The organism is Cryobacterium sp. MDB1-18-1 (assembly GCF_004402735.1).
Classification (GTDB): domain Bacteria; phylum Actinomycetota; class Actinomycetes; order Actinomycetales; family Microbacteriaceae; genus Cryobacterium; species Cryobacterium glucosi.
The window spans coordinates 22,470-41,181 of record NZ_SOFR01000076.1; the positions used below are offsets into that span (position 1 = coordinate 22,470).

Annotated in this window: 23 protein-coding genes; 14 read left to right on the forward strand and 9 right to left on the reverse strand. The window is 68.6% G+C overall.

Annotated elements, in window-relative coordinates:
* Nucleotides 1–19: 19 nt before the first annotated feature.
* Nucleotides 20–499, forward strand: a complete 480-nt coding sequence (gene tadA / locus E3O50_RS17655) for a tRNA adenosine(34) deaminase TadA (RefSeq protein WP_206750881.1) — start codon at nt 20–22, stop codon at nt 497–499.
* Here tadA and E3O50_RS17660 read toward each other — a convergent pair.
* Both E3O50_RS17660 and E3O50_RS17665 read right to left on the reverse strand, forming a co-directional pair.
* Entirely contained in the window at nt 468–1,217 is a 750-nt protein-coding gene (locus tag E3O50_RS17660; protein WP_134448774.1) for a glutamine amidotransferase, read from the reverse strand. The two genes, tadA and E3O50_RS17660, sit on opposite strands and share 32 nt — an antisense overlap.
* Nucleotides 1,214–2,176 carry a cation diffusion facilitator family transporter gene (locus E3O50_RS17665; protein ID WP_134558649.1) on the reverse strand — a complete coding sequence of 321 codons (963 nt, stop codon included), beginning with the start codon at nt 2,174–2,176 and terminating at the stop codon, nt 1,214–1,216. The genes E3O50_RS17660 and E3O50_RS17665 overlap by 4 nt, the downstream gene beginning before the upstream one ends.
* 58 nt (nt 2,177–2,234) lie before the next feature.
* On the opposite strand from E3O50_RS17665, the gene proC reads away from it, so the two are divergent.
* From proC to E3O50_RS17680, 3 genes are all read left to right on the forward strand, one after another.
* Nucleotides 2,235–3,104 carry a pyrroline-5-carboxylate reductase gene (gene proC / locus E3O50_RS17670; RefSeq protein WP_134558650.1) on the forward strand — a complete coding sequence of 290 codons (870 nt, stop codon included), beginning with the start codon at nt 2,235–2,237 and terminating at the stop codon, nt 3,102–3,104.
* Between the two features lie 68 nt (nt 3,105–3,172).
* Nucleotides 3,173–3,619 carry a metalloregulator ArsR/SmtB family transcription factor gene (locus E3O50_RS17675; RefSeq protein ID WP_134558651.1) on the forward strand — a complete coding sequence of 149 codons (447 nt, stop codon included), beginning with the start codon at nt 3,173–3,175 and terminating at the stop codon, nt 3,617–3,619.
* A gap of 123 nt (nt 3,620–3,742) precedes the next feature.
* On the forward strand, nt 3,743–3,841 hold the full coding sequence (locus tag E3O50_RS17680; protein ID WP_003792170.1) for an AURKAIP1/COX24 domain-containing protein: 99 nt from the start codon (nt 3,743–3,745) through the stop codon (nt 3,839–3,841).
* Between the two features lie 46 nt (nt 3,842–3,887).
* Here the strand turns inward: E3O50_RS17680 and E3O50_RS17685 are convergent, their stop codons facing one another.
* Nucleotides 3,888–4,625, reverse strand: coding sequence for an HAD family hydrolase (locus E3O50_RS17685; RefSeq protein WP_134448778.1), 738 nt, complete (start codon nt 4,623–4,625; stop codon nt 3,888–3,890).
* Nucleotides 4,626–4,678: 53 nt separating this feature from the next.
* On the opposite strand from E3O50_RS17685, the gene E3O50_RS17690 reads away from it, so the two are divergent.
* Nucleotides 4,679–4,948 (forward strand): glutaredoxin family protein, encoded by a 270-nt coding sequence (locus tag E3O50_RS17690; protein ID WP_134448779.1) that lies wholly within the window; start codon nt 4,679–4,681, stop codon nt 4,946–4,948.
* A complete protein-coding gene (locus tag E3O50_RS17695; protein WP_134448780.1) occupies nt 4,945–5,241 on the forward strand; it encodes a Dabb family protein in 297 nt (98 codons plus the stop codon). The genes E3O50_RS17690 and E3O50_RS17695 overlap by 4 nt, the downstream gene beginning before the upstream one ends.
* A gap of 121 nt (nt 5,242–5,362) precedes the next feature.
* Here E3O50_RS17695 and aspS read toward each other — a convergent pair whose 3' ends face one another.
* Nucleotides 5,363–6,691 (reverse strand): aspartate--tRNA(Asn) ligase, encoded by a 1,329-nt coding sequence (gene aspS, locus E3O50_RS17700; RefSeq protein ID WP_198413453.1) that lies wholly within the window; start codon nt 6,689–6,691, stop codon nt 5,363–5,365.
* Between the two features lie 64 nt (nt 6,692–6,755).
* On the opposite strand from aspS, the gene E3O50_RS17705 reads away from it, so the two are divergent.
* From E3O50_RS17705 to ccsB, 5 genes are read left to right on the forward strand one after another with little or no spacing between them, the layout of a single operon-like run.
* Nucleotides 6,756–7,400, forward strand: coding sequence for a histidine phosphatase family protein (locus E3O50_RS17705; RefSeq protein ID WP_134448781.1), 645 nt, complete (start codon nt 6,756–6,758; stop codon nt 7,398–7,400).
* Nucleotides 7,397–8,038, forward strand: coding sequence for a TlpA disulfide reductase family protein (locus tag E3O50_RS17710; RefSeq protein WP_241975295.1), 642 nt, complete (start codon nt 7,397–7,399; stop codon nt 8,036–8,038). The genes E3O50_RS17705 and E3O50_RS17710 overlap by 4 nt, the downstream gene beginning before the upstream one ends.
* Nucleotides 8,035–8,796, forward strand: coding sequence for a cytochrome c biogenesis protein CcdA (locus E3O50_RS17715; RefSeq protein WP_134448782.1), 762 nt, complete (start codon nt 8,035–8,037; stop codon nt 8,794–8,796). Before E3O50_RS17710 ends, E3O50_RS17715 begins: the two co-directional genes overlap by 4 nt.
* Nucleotides 8,780–10,471, forward strand: a complete 1,692-nt coding sequence (locus E3O50_RS17720; RefSeq protein ID WP_134448783.1) for a cytochrome c biogenesis protein ResB — start codon at nt 8,780–8,782, stop codon at nt 10,469–10,471. Before E3O50_RS17715 ends, E3O50_RS17720 begins: the two co-directional genes overlap by 17 nt.
* 51 nt (nt 10,472–10,522) lie before the next feature.
* Nucleotides 10,523–11,554: a c-type cytochrome biogenesis protein CcsB gene (ccsB, locus tag E3O50_RS17725; RefSeq protein ID WP_134558675.1), complete on the forward strand. Its 1,032-nt coding sequence runs from the start codon at nt 10,523–10,525 to the stop codon at nt 11,552–11,554.
* A 21-nt stretch (nt 11,555–11,575) separates the two neighbouring features.
* Here the strand turns inward: ccsB and E3O50_RS17730 are convergent, their stop codons facing one another.
* The 4 genes from E3O50_RS17730 to E3O50_RS17745 all read right to left on the reverse strand — a co-directional run bounded on the left by E3O50_RS17730 (nt 11,576) and on the right by E3O50_RS17745 (nt 14,561).
* Complete coding sequence (locus E3O50_RS17730; protein ID WP_134448784.1) at nt 11,576–12,589, reverse strand: o-succinylbenzoate synthase; 1,014 nt, start codon at nt 12,587–12,589, stop codon at nt 11,576–11,578.
* Nucleotides 12,590–12,736: 147 nt separating this feature from the next.
* Complete coding sequence (locus E3O50_RS17735) at nt 12,737–13,000, reverse strand: hypothetical protein (protein ID WP_134448785.1); 264 nt, start codon at nt 12,998–13,000, stop codon at nt 12,737–12,739.
* Complete coding sequence (locus E3O50_RS17740; RefSeq protein ID WP_134448786.1) at nt 12,997–13,329, reverse strand: ATP-dependent DNA ligase; 333 nt, start codon at nt 13,327–13,329, stop codon at nt 12,997–12,999. Before E3O50_RS17740 ends, E3O50_RS17735 begins: the two co-directional genes overlap by 4 nt.
* Nucleotides 13,330–13,523: 194 nt before the next feature.
* Entirely contained in the window at nt 13,524–14,561 is a 1,038-nt protein-coding gene (locus tag E3O50_RS17745; RefSeq protein WP_241975296.1) for a sigma-70 family RNA polymerase sigma factor, read from the reverse strand.
* Nucleotides 14,562–14,940: 379 nt separating this feature from the next.
* Between E3O50_RS17745 and E3O50_RS17750 the strand changes: the two genes are divergently transcribed.
* The 3 genes from E3O50_RS17750 to E3O50_RS17760 all read left to right on the forward strand — a co-directional run bounded on the left by E3O50_RS17750 (nt 14,941) and on the right by E3O50_RS17760 (nt 18,327).
* Nucleotides 14,941–15,852: a 1,4-dihydroxy-2-naphthoyl-CoA synthase gene (locus tag E3O50_RS17750; RefSeq protein WP_134558652.1), complete on the forward strand. Its 912-nt coding sequence runs from the start codon at nt 14,941–14,943 to the stop codon at nt 15,850–15,852.
* 16 nt (nt 15,853–15,868) lie between these two features.
* Nucleotides 15,869–17,119, forward strand: a complete 1,251-nt coding sequence (locus E3O50_RS17755) for an AMP-binding protein (RefSeq protein ID WP_134558676.1) — start codon at nt 15,869–15,871, stop codon at nt 17,117–17,119.
* A 158-nt stretch (nt 17,120–17,277) separates the two neighbouring features.
* The gene (locus E3O50_RS17760) at nt 17,278–18,327 is read left to right on the forward strand and encodes a 1,4-dihydroxy-2-naphthoate polyprenyltransferase (protein WP_134558653.1); all 1,050 of its coding nucleotides are present in this window, start codon (nt 17,278–17,280) and stop codon (nt 18,325–18,327) included.
* Here E3O50_RS17760 and E3O50_RS17765 read toward each other — a convergent pair.
* Nucleotides 18,301–18,705, reverse strand: coding sequence for a DUF4229 domain-containing protein (locus E3O50_RS17765; RefSeq protein WP_134448788.1), 405 nt, complete (start codon nt 18,703–18,705; stop codon nt 18,301–18,303). The two genes, E3O50_RS17760 and E3O50_RS17765, sit on opposite strands and share 27 nt — an antisense overlap.
* Nucleotides 18,706–18,712 lie beyond the last annotated feature (7 nt).

Here is an 18,712-nt window from a genome sequence, read left to right on the forward strand (position 1 = left end):
AGCTGGGGGAGGTATCCGGATGGGCGAGCAGGCTCGCGAGCACCGCGAATGGATGCGGCTTGCCCTCCGGGAGGCCCGCGCGGCCCTCGAGACGGGTGACGTCCCGGTCGGCGCGGTCGTGATCGATGCCTCCGGTGTCGTCGTCGGCCACGGCCGCAATGACAGGGAGGCACGGCAGGACCCGACCGGTCACGCCGAGATCGTCGCCATCCGGGCCGCGGCCGCCGCTCTCGGCGACTGGCACCTCACCGGCTGCACTCTGGTGGTCACGCTCGAGCCCTGCGTGATGTGCGCCGGCGCGATCCTGGCCGCGCGGATCCCGGTCGTCGTCTTCGGCGCCTGGGACGAGAAGGCGGGAGCAGCGGGCTCCGTGTACGACGTGCTGCGCGACCGCAGGCTCAACCATCGTGCCGAGGTCTACGCGGAGGTCGACGCCGAGGAGTGCGGCGCCCTCCTCCGGGAGTTCTTCAGCGATCCAGCCCGTCGAGCCATTCGCTGAACAGCGCGCGGGACGCATCCTGCATCGTCCCGGCGTAGAGGTCGCGCTCGGCGCGCAGCGTTTCCGGGTCGAGGCCGGCCGCGGTGACCTCCGCGGCGGAAGCGCGCAGCCAGACCTCGTGCATGGCCGGTGTCACTTCGGGGTGGAACTGCACCGCGAGCGCCCAGTCGCCGATACCGAACGCCTCGTTGCCGTACTGCGGCGAACCGGCCAGGCGTGTCACGCCCTCCGGAAGGTCGAAGGTGTCGCTGTGCCACTGCAACACCGGGACGCCGGCCACGTGGCGGAGCGGCCCTGTGGCGCCGAGGCTCGTCGGTTCGACCGTGCGGAAGCCGATTTCGTTGGTCGGCCCGGGGTAGACCCTGGCGCCGAGCGCGTTGGCCATCAGCTGCGCGCCGAGGCACACGCCGAACACCGGGCGCTCGGCGGCGAGCCGGTCCTGCAGGATCGTGATCTCCCTGGCGAGCGCCGGGAACCGGTCGATCTCATACGCGCCCATCTCCCCGCCGAGCACGACGACGAGGTCGGCGGAGGTGGGGTCGATCGTGCTGAGGTCGTCGCTGAGGATCTCGACGTAGGTCACGGAATAGCCGTGCTCGTGGAGCACGGGCTCGAGGTTGCCGAGATGGATGGTGGCGTCGTGGCGCAGCACGAGTGCCGTCCGCGTCCCAGCGACCGGTGCGGCATCCGTCGCCGGCGCGGCAGGCACTGCGCTCATTCCCGGCCCCGGATGATGATGGTGTCGGTGAGCGGGCCGTGCTGGTTCGGGTCGTGGAACACGTCGGGCTCGAGATAGATCGCGCGGGCGCTCGGCATCGCCGCCCGCACGCGTTCCTCGATCACGTCGATCGACGCCGCGACATCCGAGAAGCGCAGCTCGGCGTCGAACGCGAGCTTCGCGGCCACGAGCAGTTCGTCCGGCCCGAGGTAGAGCGTCTTCATGTGGATGATGCGCTGTGTCTCCGGGCCGTTCAGGATCGCGCGCTGGATCGTCGCCGTGTCGGTGGGTCGGGCGCCCTCGCCGACGAGGAGGCTCTTCGTCTCGATGCCGAGCACGATCGCGACGAGCACGAGGAGCACACCGATGCAGATGGTCCCGATCGCATCCCACATCGGGTCGCCGGTGACGATGGTCAGGCCGACGCCGAGGAATGCGAGCACGAGGCCGCTGAGCGCCGCGACGTCTTCGAGCAGTACGACGGGCAGCTCGGGGGCCTTGGCGTGGCGGATGAACTGCACCCAGGTCTCCCCGCCCCTGGTGTGGTTCGACTCCTTGATCGCGGTGCGCAGGGAGAACGACTCGAGGCCCATCGCCACGAGCAGCACGAGGATCGGCAGCCACGGCACGTCGAGGTGGTGCGGGTCCTGCAGCTTCTGCACCCCTTCATAGAGCGAGAAGACGCCGCCGATGGAGAACAGGATGATCGAGACGACGAAGGCGTAGACGTAGCGTTCGCGCCCGTAGCCGAACGGATGCTCCGTGTCGGCGTCCTTCCGCGACTTACGGGCTCCGAGCAGCAACAGGAGCTGGTTGCCGGAGTCTGCGAGGGAGTGCACGCCCTCCGCGAGCATCGAGGACGAACCGGAGAACGCCCAGGCGATGAGTTTTGTCGCGGCGATGCCCAGGTTCGCACCGAGTGCAGCGATGATGGCCTTGTTCCCCGAAGATGCGCTCATGCAGCAATTCTAGGAGGCCCCCGACGCTGCGAAACGCCCCGAAAAGTAGACTGGCTGCATGACCGAGACTGCCGCCACCGCGGTGCCCCCCACCGTCCTGCCCACCATCGCGTTCCTCGGAGCCGGATCGATGGCGCGCGCCGTCCTGACCGGGCTGCTGACCCCCGCCGTGACGGTCGAGGGCGGCATCCGGGCCACCAACCGCACCGCGGAGAAGGCGGCAGAGCTGCACGACCTGCCCGGGGTCACCGCCTGGGCGACCGCGCTCGATCCGGACGCCAACCGCACAGCGGTCACCGGGGCGCGCATCGTCGTCGTCGCCGTGAAGCCGGCGATGGTGCCAGACCTGCTCCGCGAGATCGCGTCGTCCCTCGCGCCGGGCACCCTCGTGGTGAGCGTCGCGGCCGGCGTGACGATCGCCACATTCGAGGCGCTGCTGCCGGCATCCGTCGCCGTGATCCGATCAATGCCCAACACCCCTGCCCTCGTCGGCAAGGCCGTGACCGGCCTGAGCGCAGGCAGCCGTTCCACGGCGGCCGACCTCGACCTGGCCAGGGCCCTGTTCGGCACCGTCGGTTCGGTGCTCGTCGTCCCGGAGGACAAGCTCGACGCCCTGAGCACGATCAGCGGCTCCGGCCCGGCATACGTGTTCTACCTGATCGAGGAGTTCACCCGCACCGCCATCGACAAGGGCTTCACGGCGGAGGAGGCCGCGATCCTCGTCAACGGCACCTTCCTCGGTGCGAGCACCCTCCTCGCAGCAAGCCCGCTGTCGCCGGGCGAACTGCGCCGCCAGGTCACGAGCCCGCACGGCACCACCGAGCGCGCGGTCTGGGAACTCGAGAAGGGCGGCCTCAAGGAGCTCTTCGACCGGGCGACGGATGCCGCACTCGCCCGGGCGCGCGAACTCGCCGCCCCCACCGACTGACCCTGTCCCGGACAGCCGTTGCGGGCCCTTCCGTAGTATCCCTTCGTGGGAATGACTAGCCTAAAGGTATGGCAGACATCTTCGGCGTGGTGGCGGACTCGACTCGACGCGAAATATTACGCATTCTCCTCGAGCGATACAACCAGTCCGGGGCGGTCGGCGGCGAGCTCAGCGTGTCTGACATCGTCGTGCAACTCGGCCTCAGCCAGCCGACGGTCTCCAAGCACCTCAAGGTGTTGCGCGAGGCGGGACTCGTCGGCGTACGTGAAGCAGGGCAGCACCGTTATTACCATCTCGACTATGCCCCCCTGGAGGAGATCGAAGACTGGCTGATCCCATTCCTGAGCGTCGATTTTGATGCCGCAACGGAGGAGGAAGCCGAAGAGGCCGAGGGCCTCAAGGAAGAACAGCGGGCGTTCGCGACCGCGATCGGCAAGGTCTTCGCCGATACCTCATTCCAGGTCGCGCATGCGGTCAAAGACGTTAAACCGCGCAAATGGCGGAAGAACGAATAGAACAACCAGCAGTACTCGACCGGCAACCGCCGACCGAGCGTCGAGCGTCGCGCTTATCCGCTAGACTGGCACTTTCGTGTCTGTCGCGAATCTCGCGGCGAAATCAAATCTTGTGAGGTCCGTGTGGGTTCTGTAATTAAGAAGCGACGCAAGCGTATGGCGAAGAAGAAGCACCGCAAGCTGCTTCGTAAGACCCGCCATCAGCGTCGCAATAAGAAGTAGGACGGCTTAGCCCGTCCCCAAGCGTGAGCGTTAGGTCCTTCCGGGCCTAGCGCTTTTTGCTTGTGCGGACCCGGTTCGCGCGTGCCGCCCGGCGGATGCTCGCGCGCTTCATCCGCATCACGGGCCAGTCGCGCGCCGCCGCATACCGCGCGAGCGCAGCGTCCGGGTTGACCACCACCGGGTGGCCGACGAGGTCGAGCAGCGGAATGTCGTTGTGGGAGTCCGAGTACGCCCAGCAGTCGGCGAGGTCGACGCCGCTCGCCGCGGCGCGTGCCCGTGCCGCCTCGGACTTCAGGGCGCCGTGACAGACCCCGGCGGTCAGCCGACCCGTGAAGATGCCGTCGTCCGCCTCGAGCACGGTTCCGAGCGCGCCCGTGAAGCCGAGGCGCTCGGCGATGACGTCGGCGACCTCCTGAACGCTCGCGGTGAGCAGCCAGACCTCGTGGCTGTTCTCGAGGTGCCGTCTGGCCACCGCGACCGTCTCCGGCCAGAGCCGGCGGGTGAGCTTCGTGTCGAAGATCTCCTCACTCAAGCGGATGAGCTCGGCCTGTTCGAATCCCACGGCGACCTCGAGGGCACGCAGCAGCACCGTGGAGAGGTGATCGCGGTTCTCGCCGACCGCGAGGAACCGGGCCTGCTTCCAGCCGAAGGAGGTGATGTCCCTGCGGGTGATGATCCCGCCCCGCCACGCGGCGACGCCGAGATGATAGAGGCTGGCCCCTCGCATCAGGGTGTTGTCGACATCGAAGAACGCGATGGCGCGCGGGGGAGTGGCTTGGAACATCTCCCTTGGAGTCTAGTTGGGTCACCATGCCGTGCCCGGCTTAGGCTGGGTGCATGGCTACTGCACTGCTCACCCTGATCGGGAAACCCGGATGTCACCTGTGCGACGATGCGCGTGAGCTCGTCACGGGTGTCGTCAGGACCCTGGACGGCACGCCGGGAGCGCCCGAGATGGCCATCGAGGAGCGTTCGATCCTCGACGACGCGGCCCTGAGCGACCTGTATCTGGAGGACATCCCCGTGCTGATGATCAACGGCACGGTGCACAACTACTGGCGGATCGATCCCGACCGCCTCCGCACGGCCCTTCTGGCCGTGAAATGATCCGGCACGTGGTGTCGTGGCGGCTCGCCGCGACCGAGCCCGCCGCACGTGCGGCCGATGCGGCCGCCATCGTCGAGCGCCTCGAGGCCCTCGTCGGCGTCGTCCCAGAGATCCGCACCCTGCAGGTCGGCACGGATGTCGTCGGGAACCCCAACTGGGACGTCGTGCTGATCGCGGACTATGAGGACCTCGACGCGCTCGCCCGCTACCAGGTGCACCCGGCCCACGAGGCCGCCGCGGCGTTCATCCGCTCCGTCGCCGCCGAGAAGGCAGCCGTCGACGTCCAGTTCTGACCCGTGCGGTTCTGAGCCGGCCGGAAACGCCGAAACGCAGGAGCTCCGGGCTGCTGAGGCGGTGTGAGCCTCAGGGCGCCGGAGCTCCTGCGTTTCGTTGTGCCGCTTGGACCCCGGCGGCCTACGGCTCGAGACGGGTCGGGCCGCGGAACAGGTAGGTGACCTCGCGGATGCTGGCCTGGTGCAGCATCAGCATCAGCACCCGGGCGAGGCCCATGCCGAAGCCGCCGTGGCTGGGAACGCCGTAACGGAAGAAGTCGAGGTAACCGCCGAGCTCTTCCGGGTCGAGGCCCTTCTCGATCGCCTGGGCGGTGAGCACGTCGATGCGGTGCTCACGCTGCGCGCCGGTCGAGATCTCGGTGCCGTTGAAGATCAGGTCGTAGCTGTTGGTGATGGTCTGGTCGTTCTCCGGACGCATGTGGTAGAACGGGCGGATGCTCGCGGCGTAGTCGGTCAGGAACACGAACTCGTGGCCGTAGGTCTCCAGCACGTACGCGGCGATCTGGCGCTCGCCCTCCGGGTCCATGTCGTCGTCGTCGCGCGGCACCTCGTAGCCGCGACCCTTGACGATCTCCTTGGCCTCGGCGAGGGGGATGCGCGGGAAGGGCTGGGTGGGAACCGTCACCTCGACGCCGAACAGGGCCAGGACTTCTTCGCCGTGCTTGGCCTTGACGGCCGTGAAGCCGGCGACGAGGAGTTCCTCGTGCAGCTGCATGACGTCTTCGTGGCTGTCGATCCAGCTGATCTCCGCGTCGACGCTCGTGAACTCCGTCGCGTGACGGCTCGTGAACGACGGGTCGGCGCGGAACGCCGGTCCGACCTCGAAGACCTTGCCGAAGCCGGCCGACTGGGCCATCTGCTTGAAGAACTGCGGGCTCTGCGCGAGGTAGGCCTTGGTGTCGAAGTACTCGACCTCGAAGAGTTCGGCGCGGGACTCGCTCGCGCTCGCCATCAGCTTCGGGGTGTGCAACTCGATGAAGTCGTGTTCGATCCAGTACGTGCGGAGTGCGTGCTCGAACGTGGTCTGGATGCGGAAGATCAGGTTCTGCTTCGGCTGGCGCAGGTCGAGGAAGCGCCAGTCGAGGCGCTTGTCGAGGCTTGAGTCTGCGGCGATCGGCGTCTCGGGGATGGCGGCGGTGACGACCGTAAGCGTCGCGAGCTTGATCTCGATCCCGCCGAGCTTGACCCGTTCGTCGTGCTTGAGCTCACCGGTCACGGTGATGAAGCTGCCCTGGGCGAGCGTGGAGATCGTGGAGGCCGGCTCGTCGGCGACGACGGCACCGTCAGCATCCGTCGTGCGGGGGTTCACGAGCTGCACGGCACCCGACTCGTCGCGCAGCACGACGAACTGCACCTTCTTCTGGTCGCGGACCGTATCGACCCACCCCGAGACCGTCACGGTTCCGTTAGAGAGGGCGGCCAGGTTCTTGATCAATACGCGCGAAGTCACCGGATAAGTTTAGCGGCACCGGCTCTCGGCTAATTCATGGGCACCTCCTCCGTAGAATGAGCGGGTGGTAGCCAGCCAGATCCATCTCGTCCGTCACGGTGAAGTGTTCAATCCTGAGCGCGTGCTGTACGGCAGGCTGCCCGAATTCCGGCTTTCCGACCTCGGCGCCGCCATGGCGACCGCCGCTGCCGTCGACCTCGTCGAACGCGGCCGGCCGGTGCGCCGGGTCATCGCCTCCCCTTTGCAGCGCACCCGCGAGTCCGCGGCGCCCATCGCCGCGGCCTTCGGCCTGCCCGTCGAGATCGACGAGCGCATCATCGAGCCGACCAACAGATTCGAGGGCAAGCGGATGTCGGGCGAGCACGGCGCCCTGCGCGACCCGCGCAACTGGCCGGCCATGCTCAACCCGCTGCGACCGAGCTGGGGCGAACCGTACCGGGTGATCTCGGCACGGATGCTCGCGGCCATCGACGAGGCGTACAACTCCGTGACCGACGGCGACGTCGTGCTTGTCAGCCACCAGCTGCCGATCTGGATGGTGCACCGCGCCCTCGCCGGCGAGCGGCTCCCGCACGACCCGCGCGGCCGACGCTGCGCCCTGTCGAGCATCACCACGCTGTCCTGGCGGGGCGAGGGACTCGTGGAGATCAGCTACGCGAACCCGGCGGCCGCTCTGCAGGCCGGGGCCACGGATGTAGGAGCGGTGTGAAGGCCGGTCCCGCGAACGGAACGCACCCGCGTCGGCGCCGTGCTGCCGGCCTGGCCGGCCTGACGGGGCTGCTCGCGCTCGCGCTCGTCCTCACCGGCTGTTCGACAGACCCCCTCGCCGACCAGTACCGCGCCGGAAGCAACAAGGGTTTCATCGCCGGCGACGGCAGCGTCACGGAGATCCCGGCCGCCGACCGCGGGGCCGCCGTGACCTGGAGCGGCGTCGATGAGACCGGCGCCACCGTGTCGAACACCGACTACGCCGGAAAAGTGCTCGTGGTCAACTTCTGGTACGCGAGTTGTGCGCCGTGCCGGGTCGAGGCCCCTGACCTCCAGAAGCTCAACGCCGAGTTCTCCGGCAAAGGAGCCGAATGGCTCGGCGTGAACGTGCGCGACCAGGCCGCGAACGCGATCGCGTTCAACCAGAGCTACGGCATCACCTATCCCTCGATCATGGATGTCGACGGCGGGGCCATGCAGCTCGCCTTCAGCGGCAGCATCCCGCCGAACGCGGTGCCGACCACCCTCGTGCTCGACAAGAGCGGCCGGGTCGCCGCGCGCATCCTCGGCGCCCTGTCGACACCCTCGATCCTCGAGACCATTGTGCGCGACGCGATCGCCGAGGTCCCCGCGGCGTGAACAATCCCTTCGGCGAAATCGTCTTCAGCGGCCAGCTCCTGTTTGCGATTCCCATCGCGGTACTCGCGGGGCTCGTCTCCTTCGCGTCCCCGTGCATCCTGCCGCTCGTGCCCGGCTACCTCGCATACATCGGCGGATTCACCGACGGCCGGTCGACCGCCGGTCGCGGCGACCGGCGGGGCCGGAACCGGCTCCTGGCCGGCGTCGGGCTCTTCGTGCTCGGCTTCACCCTCGTCTTCGTGCTGACCGGGGTCGTCTTCGGCGCGGCAGGCTTCTGGCTCAACCAGTACCGTGACCTCGTCACCCGGATCGCCGGCGTTGTCGTGATCCTGCTGGGGCTCGTCTTCGTCGGCCAGTTCGCGGCCCTGCAGCGCACGGTCAAGACGAGCTGGCGCCCGCGCGCGGGACTTGCGGGCGCCCCCGTGCTCGGCGCGGTCTTCGCCGTCGGCTGGACCCCGTGCACCGGTCCGACGCTCACGGCGATCAACTCGCTCAGCCTCACCACGGGCTCCCCGTGGCAGGGCGGCCTGCTCGCGCTGTTCTATGCGCTCGGACTCGGCATCCCGTTCCTTCTCATCGCGCTCGGCCTCAACTGGGCGACAGGGGCAGTGTCGTTCCTGAAACGGCACGTCCGCGCGATCAATCTGTTCGGGGGCGTGCTCCTCGTCGTCATCGGCGTCCTCATGGTGACCGGCGTCTGGAATGCCTGGCTCCTCGACCTGCAAGGAGTGATCGGCAGTTATGTCCCGGCCATCTGACCACTACGATTCCCCAGCGCCGGCCCCGGCGTCCGACGATGTCATCCAGCCCAGGCTCGGCCTCGTCGGCTGGCTGCGCTGGTTCTGGCGCCAGCTCACCAACATGCGCACCGCCCTGTTCCTGCTGCTCCTGCTGGCGATCGCCGCCGTGCCCGGTTCGCTCGTTCCGCAGCGCAGCTCAGACCCGAACGGTGTCACCCAGTACTTCGCGGACAACCCCGACCTGGCTCCCGTGCTCGACAAGATCCAGGCCTTCGACGTCTACTCCTCCGCCTGGTTCTCGGCGATCTACCTCCTCCTGTTCATCTCGCTGATCGGCTGCGTGATCCCGCGCACGAAGCACCACTTCCAGGCGCTCCGGGCCCAGCCGCCGCGCACGCCAGCGCGGCTCATGCGGCTCGCCGGCTTCACCGAACGCACGGCTCCTGCCGGCACGGATGCCGCAGCGGCGGTCGACTCCGCCCGCTCGCTCCTGAAGAAGAGCGGCTACCGCGTCGCCCTGTTCGACAGCGCGCCGGCACGCGGCGGGCGGGAATTCTCGGCGTCGGCCGAGCGCGGCTACCTGCGCGAGACCGGAAACCTCGTGTTCCACTTCGCGCTCGTCGGCATCCTGATCACGGTCGGCTTCGGCAGCGGCTTCGGGTTCAGCGGCCAACGGGTGCTCGTCGAGGGCCAGACCTTCGTGAACACCCTGCTCGCCTACGACTCGTTCAGCCCGGGGCGGTTCTTCAGCGACTCGAGCCTCGAGCCGTACAAGCTCACCCTCGACGACTTCAGCGTCACCTACGAGACCCAGAACCTCAAGGCGTACGGCCAGGCGATCGACTACTCCGCTGCCGTCAGCGTCACCCGCCGCGGCGAGGCCCTCCAGACCGGCGTCGTCAAGGTGAACGCCCCGATGCGCACCGGCGGCACCGATGTGTACCTGCTCGGCAACGGCTACGCGCCCTCGATCACCGTCAAGGACCCCAACGGGGTCGTCGTCTTCACCGACGCGGTGCCGTTCCTGCCGCAGGACGCGAACCTCACCTCGCTCGGCGTGATCAAGGTGCCGGACGGCCTCAGCGAACAGCTCGGCATGATCGGCTTCTTCTACCCGACGCAGGCCGCCAGTTCGACGGGCGCCTTCTACTCGTCGTACCCGGACCTCGAATACCCGATGCTCACCCTGAATATCTACTCTGGCGACCTCGGGTTGAACGCGGGAGTGCCGACATCCGTCTACTCGCTCAACACCGACAAGATGACGCGGCTCACCGGTGGCAAGACCGGCGTGAAGTCGCTCGAACTCAAGCCGGGGGAGACCCAGCAGCTGCCGAACGGACTCGGCTCCGTCACGTTCAACGACGCGCACCCCGGCGCCGCCGCGAACGATTTCTCCGGCTCGGTGCTGCGGTTCGCGTCCTTCGACATCCACCACGACCCGACGCAGGTCTGGGTGCTGTCCTTCGCGATCCTCGCCCTGCTCGGGCTGCTCACGAGCCTGTTCGTGCCGCGGCGGCGAGTCTGGGTCAAGGCGATCGAGAGCGAAGACGGATCGCTGACCCTCGAGTACGCGGGACTCGCCCGCGGCGAGGACCCGGCCCTCGAAGCGGCCGTGACCGACATCGCAGACCGCCACGGGCGACTGCTGGTATCCTCCACATCAGCCGTCCCGGCAACCGAACAGAATTAGGCTGACCACGTGAATCTCAACGAGCTCTCGATCCTGAGCCTGTACTCGGCGATGGCCGTCTATGCGCTCGCCTTCATTTCCTTCGCCTTCGACCTCGCCAAGCGCTCCGCGGCCGTCAAGACGGCGGACGAGGCGACGGGCCTCGCGGCGCTCGCCTCCGTACCGGTCGGCGTCGGCGCGGCTAATGGGGCGCAACCGGCGGGCAGGGACGCGACCCTCGATCCGGGGAAGCCTGCCGGCAAGGCCGGTGCCGCGGCATCCGCCGGAACGATCGTCAACCGGATCAGCGCCCGCATCGCCAACGACGCCGCCACCCCGTACGGCCGCTCGAAGAGCCTGCGGATCGGCGTCTCGCTCACCGTGCTGGCCTGGGCGATCCACTTGATGGCCGACGTGCTGCGCGGCTTCGCCGCCGGGCGGGTGCCGTGGGCCAACATGTACGAGTTCGCGATGACGGGCACCCTGCTCATCGTGACCGTGTTCCTGATCGTGCTCACCCGCGCGGACCTGCGCTTCCTCGGCACCTTCGTGACCGGCATGGTGCTCGTGCTGCTCGGCATCGCGGCGCTGCGCTTCTATGTCGAGGTCGCCCCGCTGCCGCCGGCGCTCCAGTCGGCATGGCTCGTGATCCACGTCTTCGTCGCCTCGCTCGGAACCGGGTTCTTCGCGCTCGGCTTCGCGCTCTCCGTGGTGCAACTGCTGCAGTTCCGGCGGGAGGCGCTCGTCACGACCGCCGGCCGGGTGCGCCTCCGCTTCCTCGCGACGCTGCCCTCGGCAGCGACGCTCGAGAACCTGGCGTACCGGGTTCACATCATCGGCTTCATCCTCTGGACGTTCACCCTGATGGCCGGTTCGATCTGGGCGGAGAAGGCCTGGGGCCGTTATTGGGGCTGGGACACCAAGGAGGTCTGGACCTTCATCATCTGGACCATCTACGCCGGCTACATCCACGCCCGTGCAACCAGGGGCTGGCGCGGTTCCCGCTCCGCGTGGCTCGCGATCGTCGGTTTCAGCGCCGTGATGTTCAACTTCGGCGTCGTGAACGTCTTCTTCAAGGGACTGCACGCATACTCGGGCCTCTAACCCGGCATCCGCCAGGGCGGCTCAGTCCGTGATGGCGTCCGTGATGGCGGGTTCGGCGGCGAGCAGGGCGTAGCAGCGGCTGAGGCGGGCGAGCCACCAGGCGCTGCGCTCGGCGGATGCCGCGTAGCGGTCGAGCAGGTCGGCGTCGGGCACGACGCGGCGAACCGGGATCCGGCCGTCGACCGGCAGCAGTGGGTCGTGGGTGACATCGGCGGCGAGCAGCGAGGCGGTGCCGAGGCCGCAGTCGAACTCGAGGCCGGGGATCGCGGCGGCGAGGTGCGCGCCCATCGCGATGCCGACCGAGGTGTCGAGGGCACTCGAGACCACGACGGGCAGGCCGGCCAGCGCAACGAGGTCGAGTGCGACGTGAATCCCGCCGAGCGGTGCCGCCTTGATCACGAGGATGTCGGCAGAGCCCGTGGTCGCCACGAGCAGCGGGTCCTCGGCGCGGCGCACGCTCTCGTCGGCGGCGACGGGGATGCCGAGGTAGTCGGCGGAGCGACGGCGGATCTCGGCGAGTTCCTCGATGCTCGCGCACGGCTGTTCGACGTACTCGAGGTCGAACTCGCCGAGGGCGTTCAGGGCGTGTTCGGCTTCGTCGAGGTTCCAGAGGCCGTTCGCGTCCACACGGATGCGCCCCTCCGGTCCCAGCACCCGGCGCACGGCGCGCACGCGGGCGACGTCTTCTGCGAGGGTCTGCCCGGGGGCGGCCACCTTCACCTTGGCCGTGCGGCACCCCGGAAAGCGGGCGAGGACATCCGCCACGAGTTCCGCGTCGATTGCGGGGACGGTCGCATTGACCGGGATGCTCTCGCGCAGGAGGGCGGGCGTCGGGGTCCAGCCGAAGTCGATCGCGGCGCGCAGCCAGGCGACGGACTCTGCGTCGTCGTACTCGGCGAACGGCGCGAACTCCGTCCAGCCCTCCGGTCCTTCGAGGAGGAGTGCCTCGCGGGTGTCGATTCCGCGGAATCGGGTGATGAGCGGCAACGCGACAATGCGGGCCGTTCCGAGCAACTCTGCGAGTGGGGGAAGCATGCTTCCAGTCTGCCAGCCGGGCGCGGGTGCGGGCGACCGTGCCGCCGCACGCGTCGGGGCGTGCGCGCCAGAAGCGCCGTTCCGCGCCAGGCCTGCCGGGCGCGGAACGGCGCAGTGGGCGCGCGGCGGAGCGGACCGTGCGGGCGGCTAGAGGGAGTCGTGGTTGAAGGCGCCGTCGACCTCGAGGTCGAGGTCGTCCCCGTTGGTGGGTTTGACGTCGATAACCGCGAACGCGATGCCGGGCGCGATCAGGAGATAGGCGTCCTCGAAGCGGCCGCCGCCGCTGTTGACCGGAAGCCAGTACGGCTGCCCGGACGTGACGGCCGCGTTGATCTCATTCCGGAGCGACTCTGCGGACCGGCCGCCCAGGGAGTACTGCTGACCGCCATAGACGATGTCGATGCGAATCATGGTTCATCCTTCGTCGCGAGCACGGATGCCGGCCGGTGCGGTTCGGGGACGAGCTGCAAACCGCCAGAGGAGTTGGCGGTCAGCATGAGCGCCTCCACCCAGTCGCGATTGAGGCTCGGCGAGCGACCGCCGAAGTATTTGAAGGCGAGCGGGATGGCCGGATGCAGCCAGATCGTGCTGCGACCGTCGCCTCCGGACGGGTCGTCCCTCCACGTGAAGTAGAAGCACTCTCCCCGGCGCAGCTTGGCTCCGATGACCACCTGGATGTGCGCCAGGATGCGATCATCAAAGTCGGCCGTCACCGTCGAGTTATAGGTGAGCTTTCCCATGATTCCCTCGTTGGCGCGTCATAAGGAATTATTGCTACAAAAATGAGACGTTGCCAATGCTCAGTTCGGGGGGTCCCCCGGAGAGCCGTGGAAAAGTTCAGTGCCGTGGAAAAGTTCGGTCACGCCGGAACCGGGTTGTGCGGGTGCTCACGCACCCGCACAACCGGTCATCGACGGACCAGGCCTGCGGGCATCTAATCGCGCAGGTACCGTTCGAGCCGGGGCACGTGCAGGAGGGCCAGCGCGCGCTTCTCGATCTGGCGGACCCGCTCCCGCGTGACGCCCTGGATGACGGCGATCTGGTCGAGGGTGCGCGGTTCGTCGCCGTCGAGCCCGAATCGGGCCTTCAGGATCGACCGCTCCCGCGGCGGCAGCGCGTCGAGGTAGAAGCAGATGTCCGCGGCACGCAGCGTGACCGTCGCATACTCGTCCGGCTGCGGCAGGTCGTCGTCGATGATGAGCTCCGAGATGTCTCCGACGCCGTCACCGACCGGGGAATGCAGGGAAATCGGCTCATTGTCGTACTGCAGCAGCCGCGAGACGTCGCGGATGGGGATCTGCGCCGCCTCGGAGAGCTCCTTGAGCGAGGGGTCGCGGTCGAGGGTGCTCGTGAGGTCACGGCGGATGCGCTTGATCTTGTTGAGCTTCTCCGCGGTGTGCACGGGGATGCGGATCATCCGGGACTTGTCGGCCATTCCGCGGTGAATCGCCTGGCGGATCCACCAGGTCGCGTAGGTGGAGAACTTGTATCCGGTCATGAAGTCGTACTTCTCGACCGCTCGGACGAGGCCGATGTTGCCGTCCTGGACGAGGTCCATGATCGGCACCCCGCGGCCGGAGTAGTGCTTGGCGATGCTGACGACGAGGCGGAGGTTGGCTTCGATGAAGTGGTTCTTCGCCCGGCCGCCGTCGTGGGCGAGCCAGGCGAGTTCCCGGGAAAGCTCGTGGTCGTCGACCCCGTGCGCGAGCTTCTCTGCGGCGAACAGGCCGACCTCGATCCGCCGGGCGAGGTTGACCTCATCCTCGGCGCTCAGGAGGGGGCCCTTGCCGATGCGACGCAGGTAGTCGCCGAAGGCATCCGTGGATGCCCTGCTGTAGCGGGACGCTGCCGTACTGCCGGCCGAACGCTGGGATGAGCCGGCCGGGTTGATCGAGGGGAGCGGGGCGCGGTAGGAGTCGGGAGAATCGAAGTGGTCGTGGGCCGGTGCCGACGTGTTCATCGTGACGGTCACGGTCGCACCGCCGTTCCGATGGCGTTCTGGTGTTTTCTGGTGTTTTCTGCCGGGGTCATGCGGATGCTGACGGCGCTGATGGTGCTGTGGGTTCGGGTTGCCACGTCGTTGTGGAGTGGCAGGTCGATCGGGGCTTTTGACTGTGTGTCTAGGTCGTTCATGACTACCTCCGGGTCTCACTGAGACCACAAGTACACATGGTGAAAATGAGGCGCTCAAGGGGGTTGACTTTGCCACCACAAAAGGGGTATTTCTCATTTTCACCGGCGTGTCGTTTGGTTTTTCAGGCCTGAGTATGTGTGAGAGCGCGCCCATCCGCGCGCTGTCCAGCCGGCACCCCTCGGGTCCGCGCGCGGGGTCCGCCGCGTAGGCTTGCAGCATGATCGAACAGGTGTCTGAAATCTTCGACCCGAGCCAGTGGAAACTCGTCCCGGGCTTCGAGTCCCTCACCGACGTGACGTACCACCACGACCTCACCGGGCAGATCGCGCGCGTCGCGTTCAACCGCCCGGAGGTGCGCAACGCGTTCCGGCCGCACACCGTCGACGAGCTGCAGGCCACCCTCGAAGACGCCCGGATGAACCCGCGCATCGGCGTCGTCCTCCTCACCGGAAACGGCCCGAGCCCGAGGGACGGCGGCTGGGCGTTCTGCTCGGGCGGGGACCAGCGCATCCGTGGCCGCGACGGCTACAAGTACGCGGAAGGCGAGACTGCCAGCGGCATCGACAAGGCCCGCAGCGGCCGACTGCACATCCTCGAGATCCAGCGCCTGATCCGCTTCATGCCGAAGGTCGTCATCGCCGTCATCCCCGGCTGGGCGGCCGGGGGCGGGCACTCCCTGCACGTGGTCTGCGACCTCAGTATCGCGAGCGCAGAGCACGCCAAGTTCAAGCAGACGGATGCCAACGTCGGCTCCTTCGACGCCGGTTACGGCAGCGCATACTTCGCCCGCCAGGTCGGGCAGAAAGCCGCGCGCGAGGTCTTCTTCCTCGCCCGCGAGTACTCCGCCCAGCGCGCCCTCGAGATGGGCGCGATCAACGCGGTCGTCCCGCACGCCGATCTCGAAAACGAAGCCATCGACTGGGCTCGCACGATCCTGACCAAGTCGCCCACCGCCATCCGCATGCTCAAGTTCGCCTTCAACGCCGTCGATGACGGACTCGTCGGGCAGCAGGTCTTCGCGGGCGAAGCGACGCGGCTCGCCTATGGCACGGACGAGGCCGTCGAGGGCCGCGACGCGTTCCTCGAGAAACGCGACCCCGACTGGGGTCCGTACGACTGGCAGTTCTAGTCCCGCCGTGACACGGATGCTCCGGGTCGTCTCCGTCGACCGGCCGCTCGACCTCCTCGACCTGCTCCGCGAGGCCCTCTCCGGGCGCGGGGACGCCCTGCTGCCCGTGCCCGTGCCCGTGCCCGTGCCCGTGCCCGTGACCGTTCCGGACGGCACGGCCGTCGTCATCGAGACGAGCGGTTCGACAGGCGTGCCCAAGCGGGTGCTGCTCGGCGCGCCAGCCCTCCTGGCGAGCGCCGCGGCGTCGAGTGCGGCGCTCGGCGGGCCCGGCCAGTGGCTGCTCGCCCTGCCCGCCCACTACGTCGCGGGCGTCCAGGTGCTCGTCCGCTCGCTCGAGGCGGGGACCACGCCGATCGCGCTGGCACCCGGTCACTTCGACCCGGCCGCCTTCTTCGAAGCGGCGACCCGGCTGACCGCGCCGCTGCGCTACACCTCCCTTGTGCCGGTGCAGCTCGCCCGCCTCCTCGACGCGGTCGACGCTGACGACCAGGGCGGGGCCGCGGAAATGCTCACACTCCTGCGCCGCTTCACGGCGATCCTGGTCGGCGGCCAGGCCATGCCCCCTGCCCTGATCGAGCGCGCCGCCTCGCTCGGCATCGCGGTCGTGCGCACATACGGCTCCTCTGAAACGGCCGGCGGATGCTGTTACAACGGTCGCCCGATCGGCGACACGGTTGTGCGCGTCGTCGACGGCGAGCTCGAGATGTCCGGCTCCGTGCTCGCCGACGGGTACCTGGACGACCCGCTCCGCACCCACGACCGCTTCACCGAAGACCACGGCGTGCGCTGGTACCGCACCGGCGACCTCGGCGAGGTCGACGCCGTGACCGGCCTCGTGCGCGTGCTCGGCCGCGCGGACAACGTGATCATCTCGGGCGGAGAGAAGGTCTCCCTCGACGCCGTCGAACGCGTGGTGCGCGCCCTGCCCGGTTTCGCCGACGCGGTGATCGTGGGGGTGGCGGATGCCCGGTGGGGCCAGGTGCCCGTCGTCGCGGTCCCGGGGTCGCACTCCGCGGTGCCGGCCCGGTCGCGGGGCGAGGCCTCGCGCACGTCGCCGACCGCAACGCCGTTCAGCTCGCCGGAGACGGAGGCAGACACGGCGACGGCCCGACTCGCAGTCGTGAAGGACGCCGTCGCATCCGCCCTGGGCAAGGCGGCCCGGCCCGATCGCCTGCTTGTGGTCGCCGAGATCCCCCTGCTCGTCTCAGGCAAGCCCGACCGGCTCGCCCTGCAGCGCATCGCCGACGCCGGCCCCGTGCGGGCCTAGCCGCGGTCACTGGCCGTGGGCTGAGCCGCGGGCGCATGCGCTGGCCACGGGCGTTGATCTGCGCGCGTCGCGCGAGGGTGCCGACTCGCGGCATCCTCTTATCAAGTGCCCGGTAACATGAAAACGTGGCACAGGGAGCGCGGCCGGTCAGGCCCAAAATGCAGCGATTGAATCCTTCGGAGACCCTCGGGGCACCGGCGTCCGCCGGACAGTCGTCCGGAAAACAGGCGGGTAAGCCAGCCGGGAAGGCAGCGGGCAAGCCCGCCAACTCCGGTCGATCCGGAAACCCGGCGAAGCGGAACGGCGCAGAGGCGCACGGCCGCTCCGGCCCGGCGACGGCCGGCGACTGGATCTCCGGCGCGCGCCTTCGCACCCTTCCCCTCGCGATCGCCCCGGTCGCCCTCGGCACCGGCGCGGCCATCGTCGCGAGCGACCCGGGCGTCTTCCACCCGGTCCGCGCCCTGCTCGCGCTCATCGTGGCACTCTGCCTGCAGATCGGCGTGAACTACGCGAACGATTACTCCGACGGCATCCGCGGCACCGACGCCTACCGCGTCGGCCCGGCCAGGCTGACCGGCGGAGGAGCGGCGAGGCCGCGGTCCGTGCTCACCGTCGCGCTCGCGTTCTTCGGGCTCGCCGCGTTCGCGGGTCTCGTGCTCGTGATCCTGAGCGGCCAGTGGTGGCTGCTGCTCGTCGGCGCCGCCGCGATCGTCGCAGCCTGGTTCTACACCGGCGGCAAGCGTCCCTACGGCTACTTCGGCCTCGGCGAGCTGTTCGTGTTCGTGTTCTTCGGACTCGTCGCAACCGCGGGCACGACCTTCGTGCAGGTCGGAACGGTGAACCTTGAGAGCTGGCTCGGCGGGGTCGCGATCGGGCTCATCGCCTGCGCCGTGCTGATGGTCAACAACCTGCGTGACATCGTCCCGGACAAGGCGTCCGGCAAGCGCACCCTCGCGGTGCTGATCGGCAACCTGCCCGGCCGCATCGTCTTCTGCGTGCTGCTGCTCGTGCCGTTCCTGATCGCGGCCTTCTTCGCGCTGTTCTATCCGCTCGCGTGGTTCGTGCTCTTCGTGCTCCTGCTCGCCCTTCCGGCGTGCCTGATCACCGTCACCGCGAAGACCGCGGCCGAGCTCATCCTGGCGCTCAAGCTCACGAGCTTCAGCGCGCTCCTGTACGGCCTGCTACTGGGCGCTGCCTTCGCGTTCTGACGCCGCTGACCCAGCGGTCGTGACGGGCGCAGCGGATGCCGCGGCCCGCGTCGTCGCCCGGCCGGCGGCATCCGCTGCCTCGGCAGAGGCGACCGCGGCAGAAGCAGCGGCGTCGGCGGCACGGTCGATCGCCGCGTCCTCCGACTCCGCGTCGGGATGTACGACCTCAGCGGTGGGGTGCCGGGCAGTGTACAGGTCGAGGGCGACCTGCTCCCTGGGCTTCCGCAGGAAGATGTACGACAGGCAGAGCCCGATCAGGGCCGCGACGATGGCGGAGACCCACCAGACGATCGAGAGCATCAGAAGCACCGCGAGGGGGACTGCGAACATGAGGATGCGGTAGACCGAGTAGCTCAGCCAGGACGGGACAGCTTTCATACTTTCA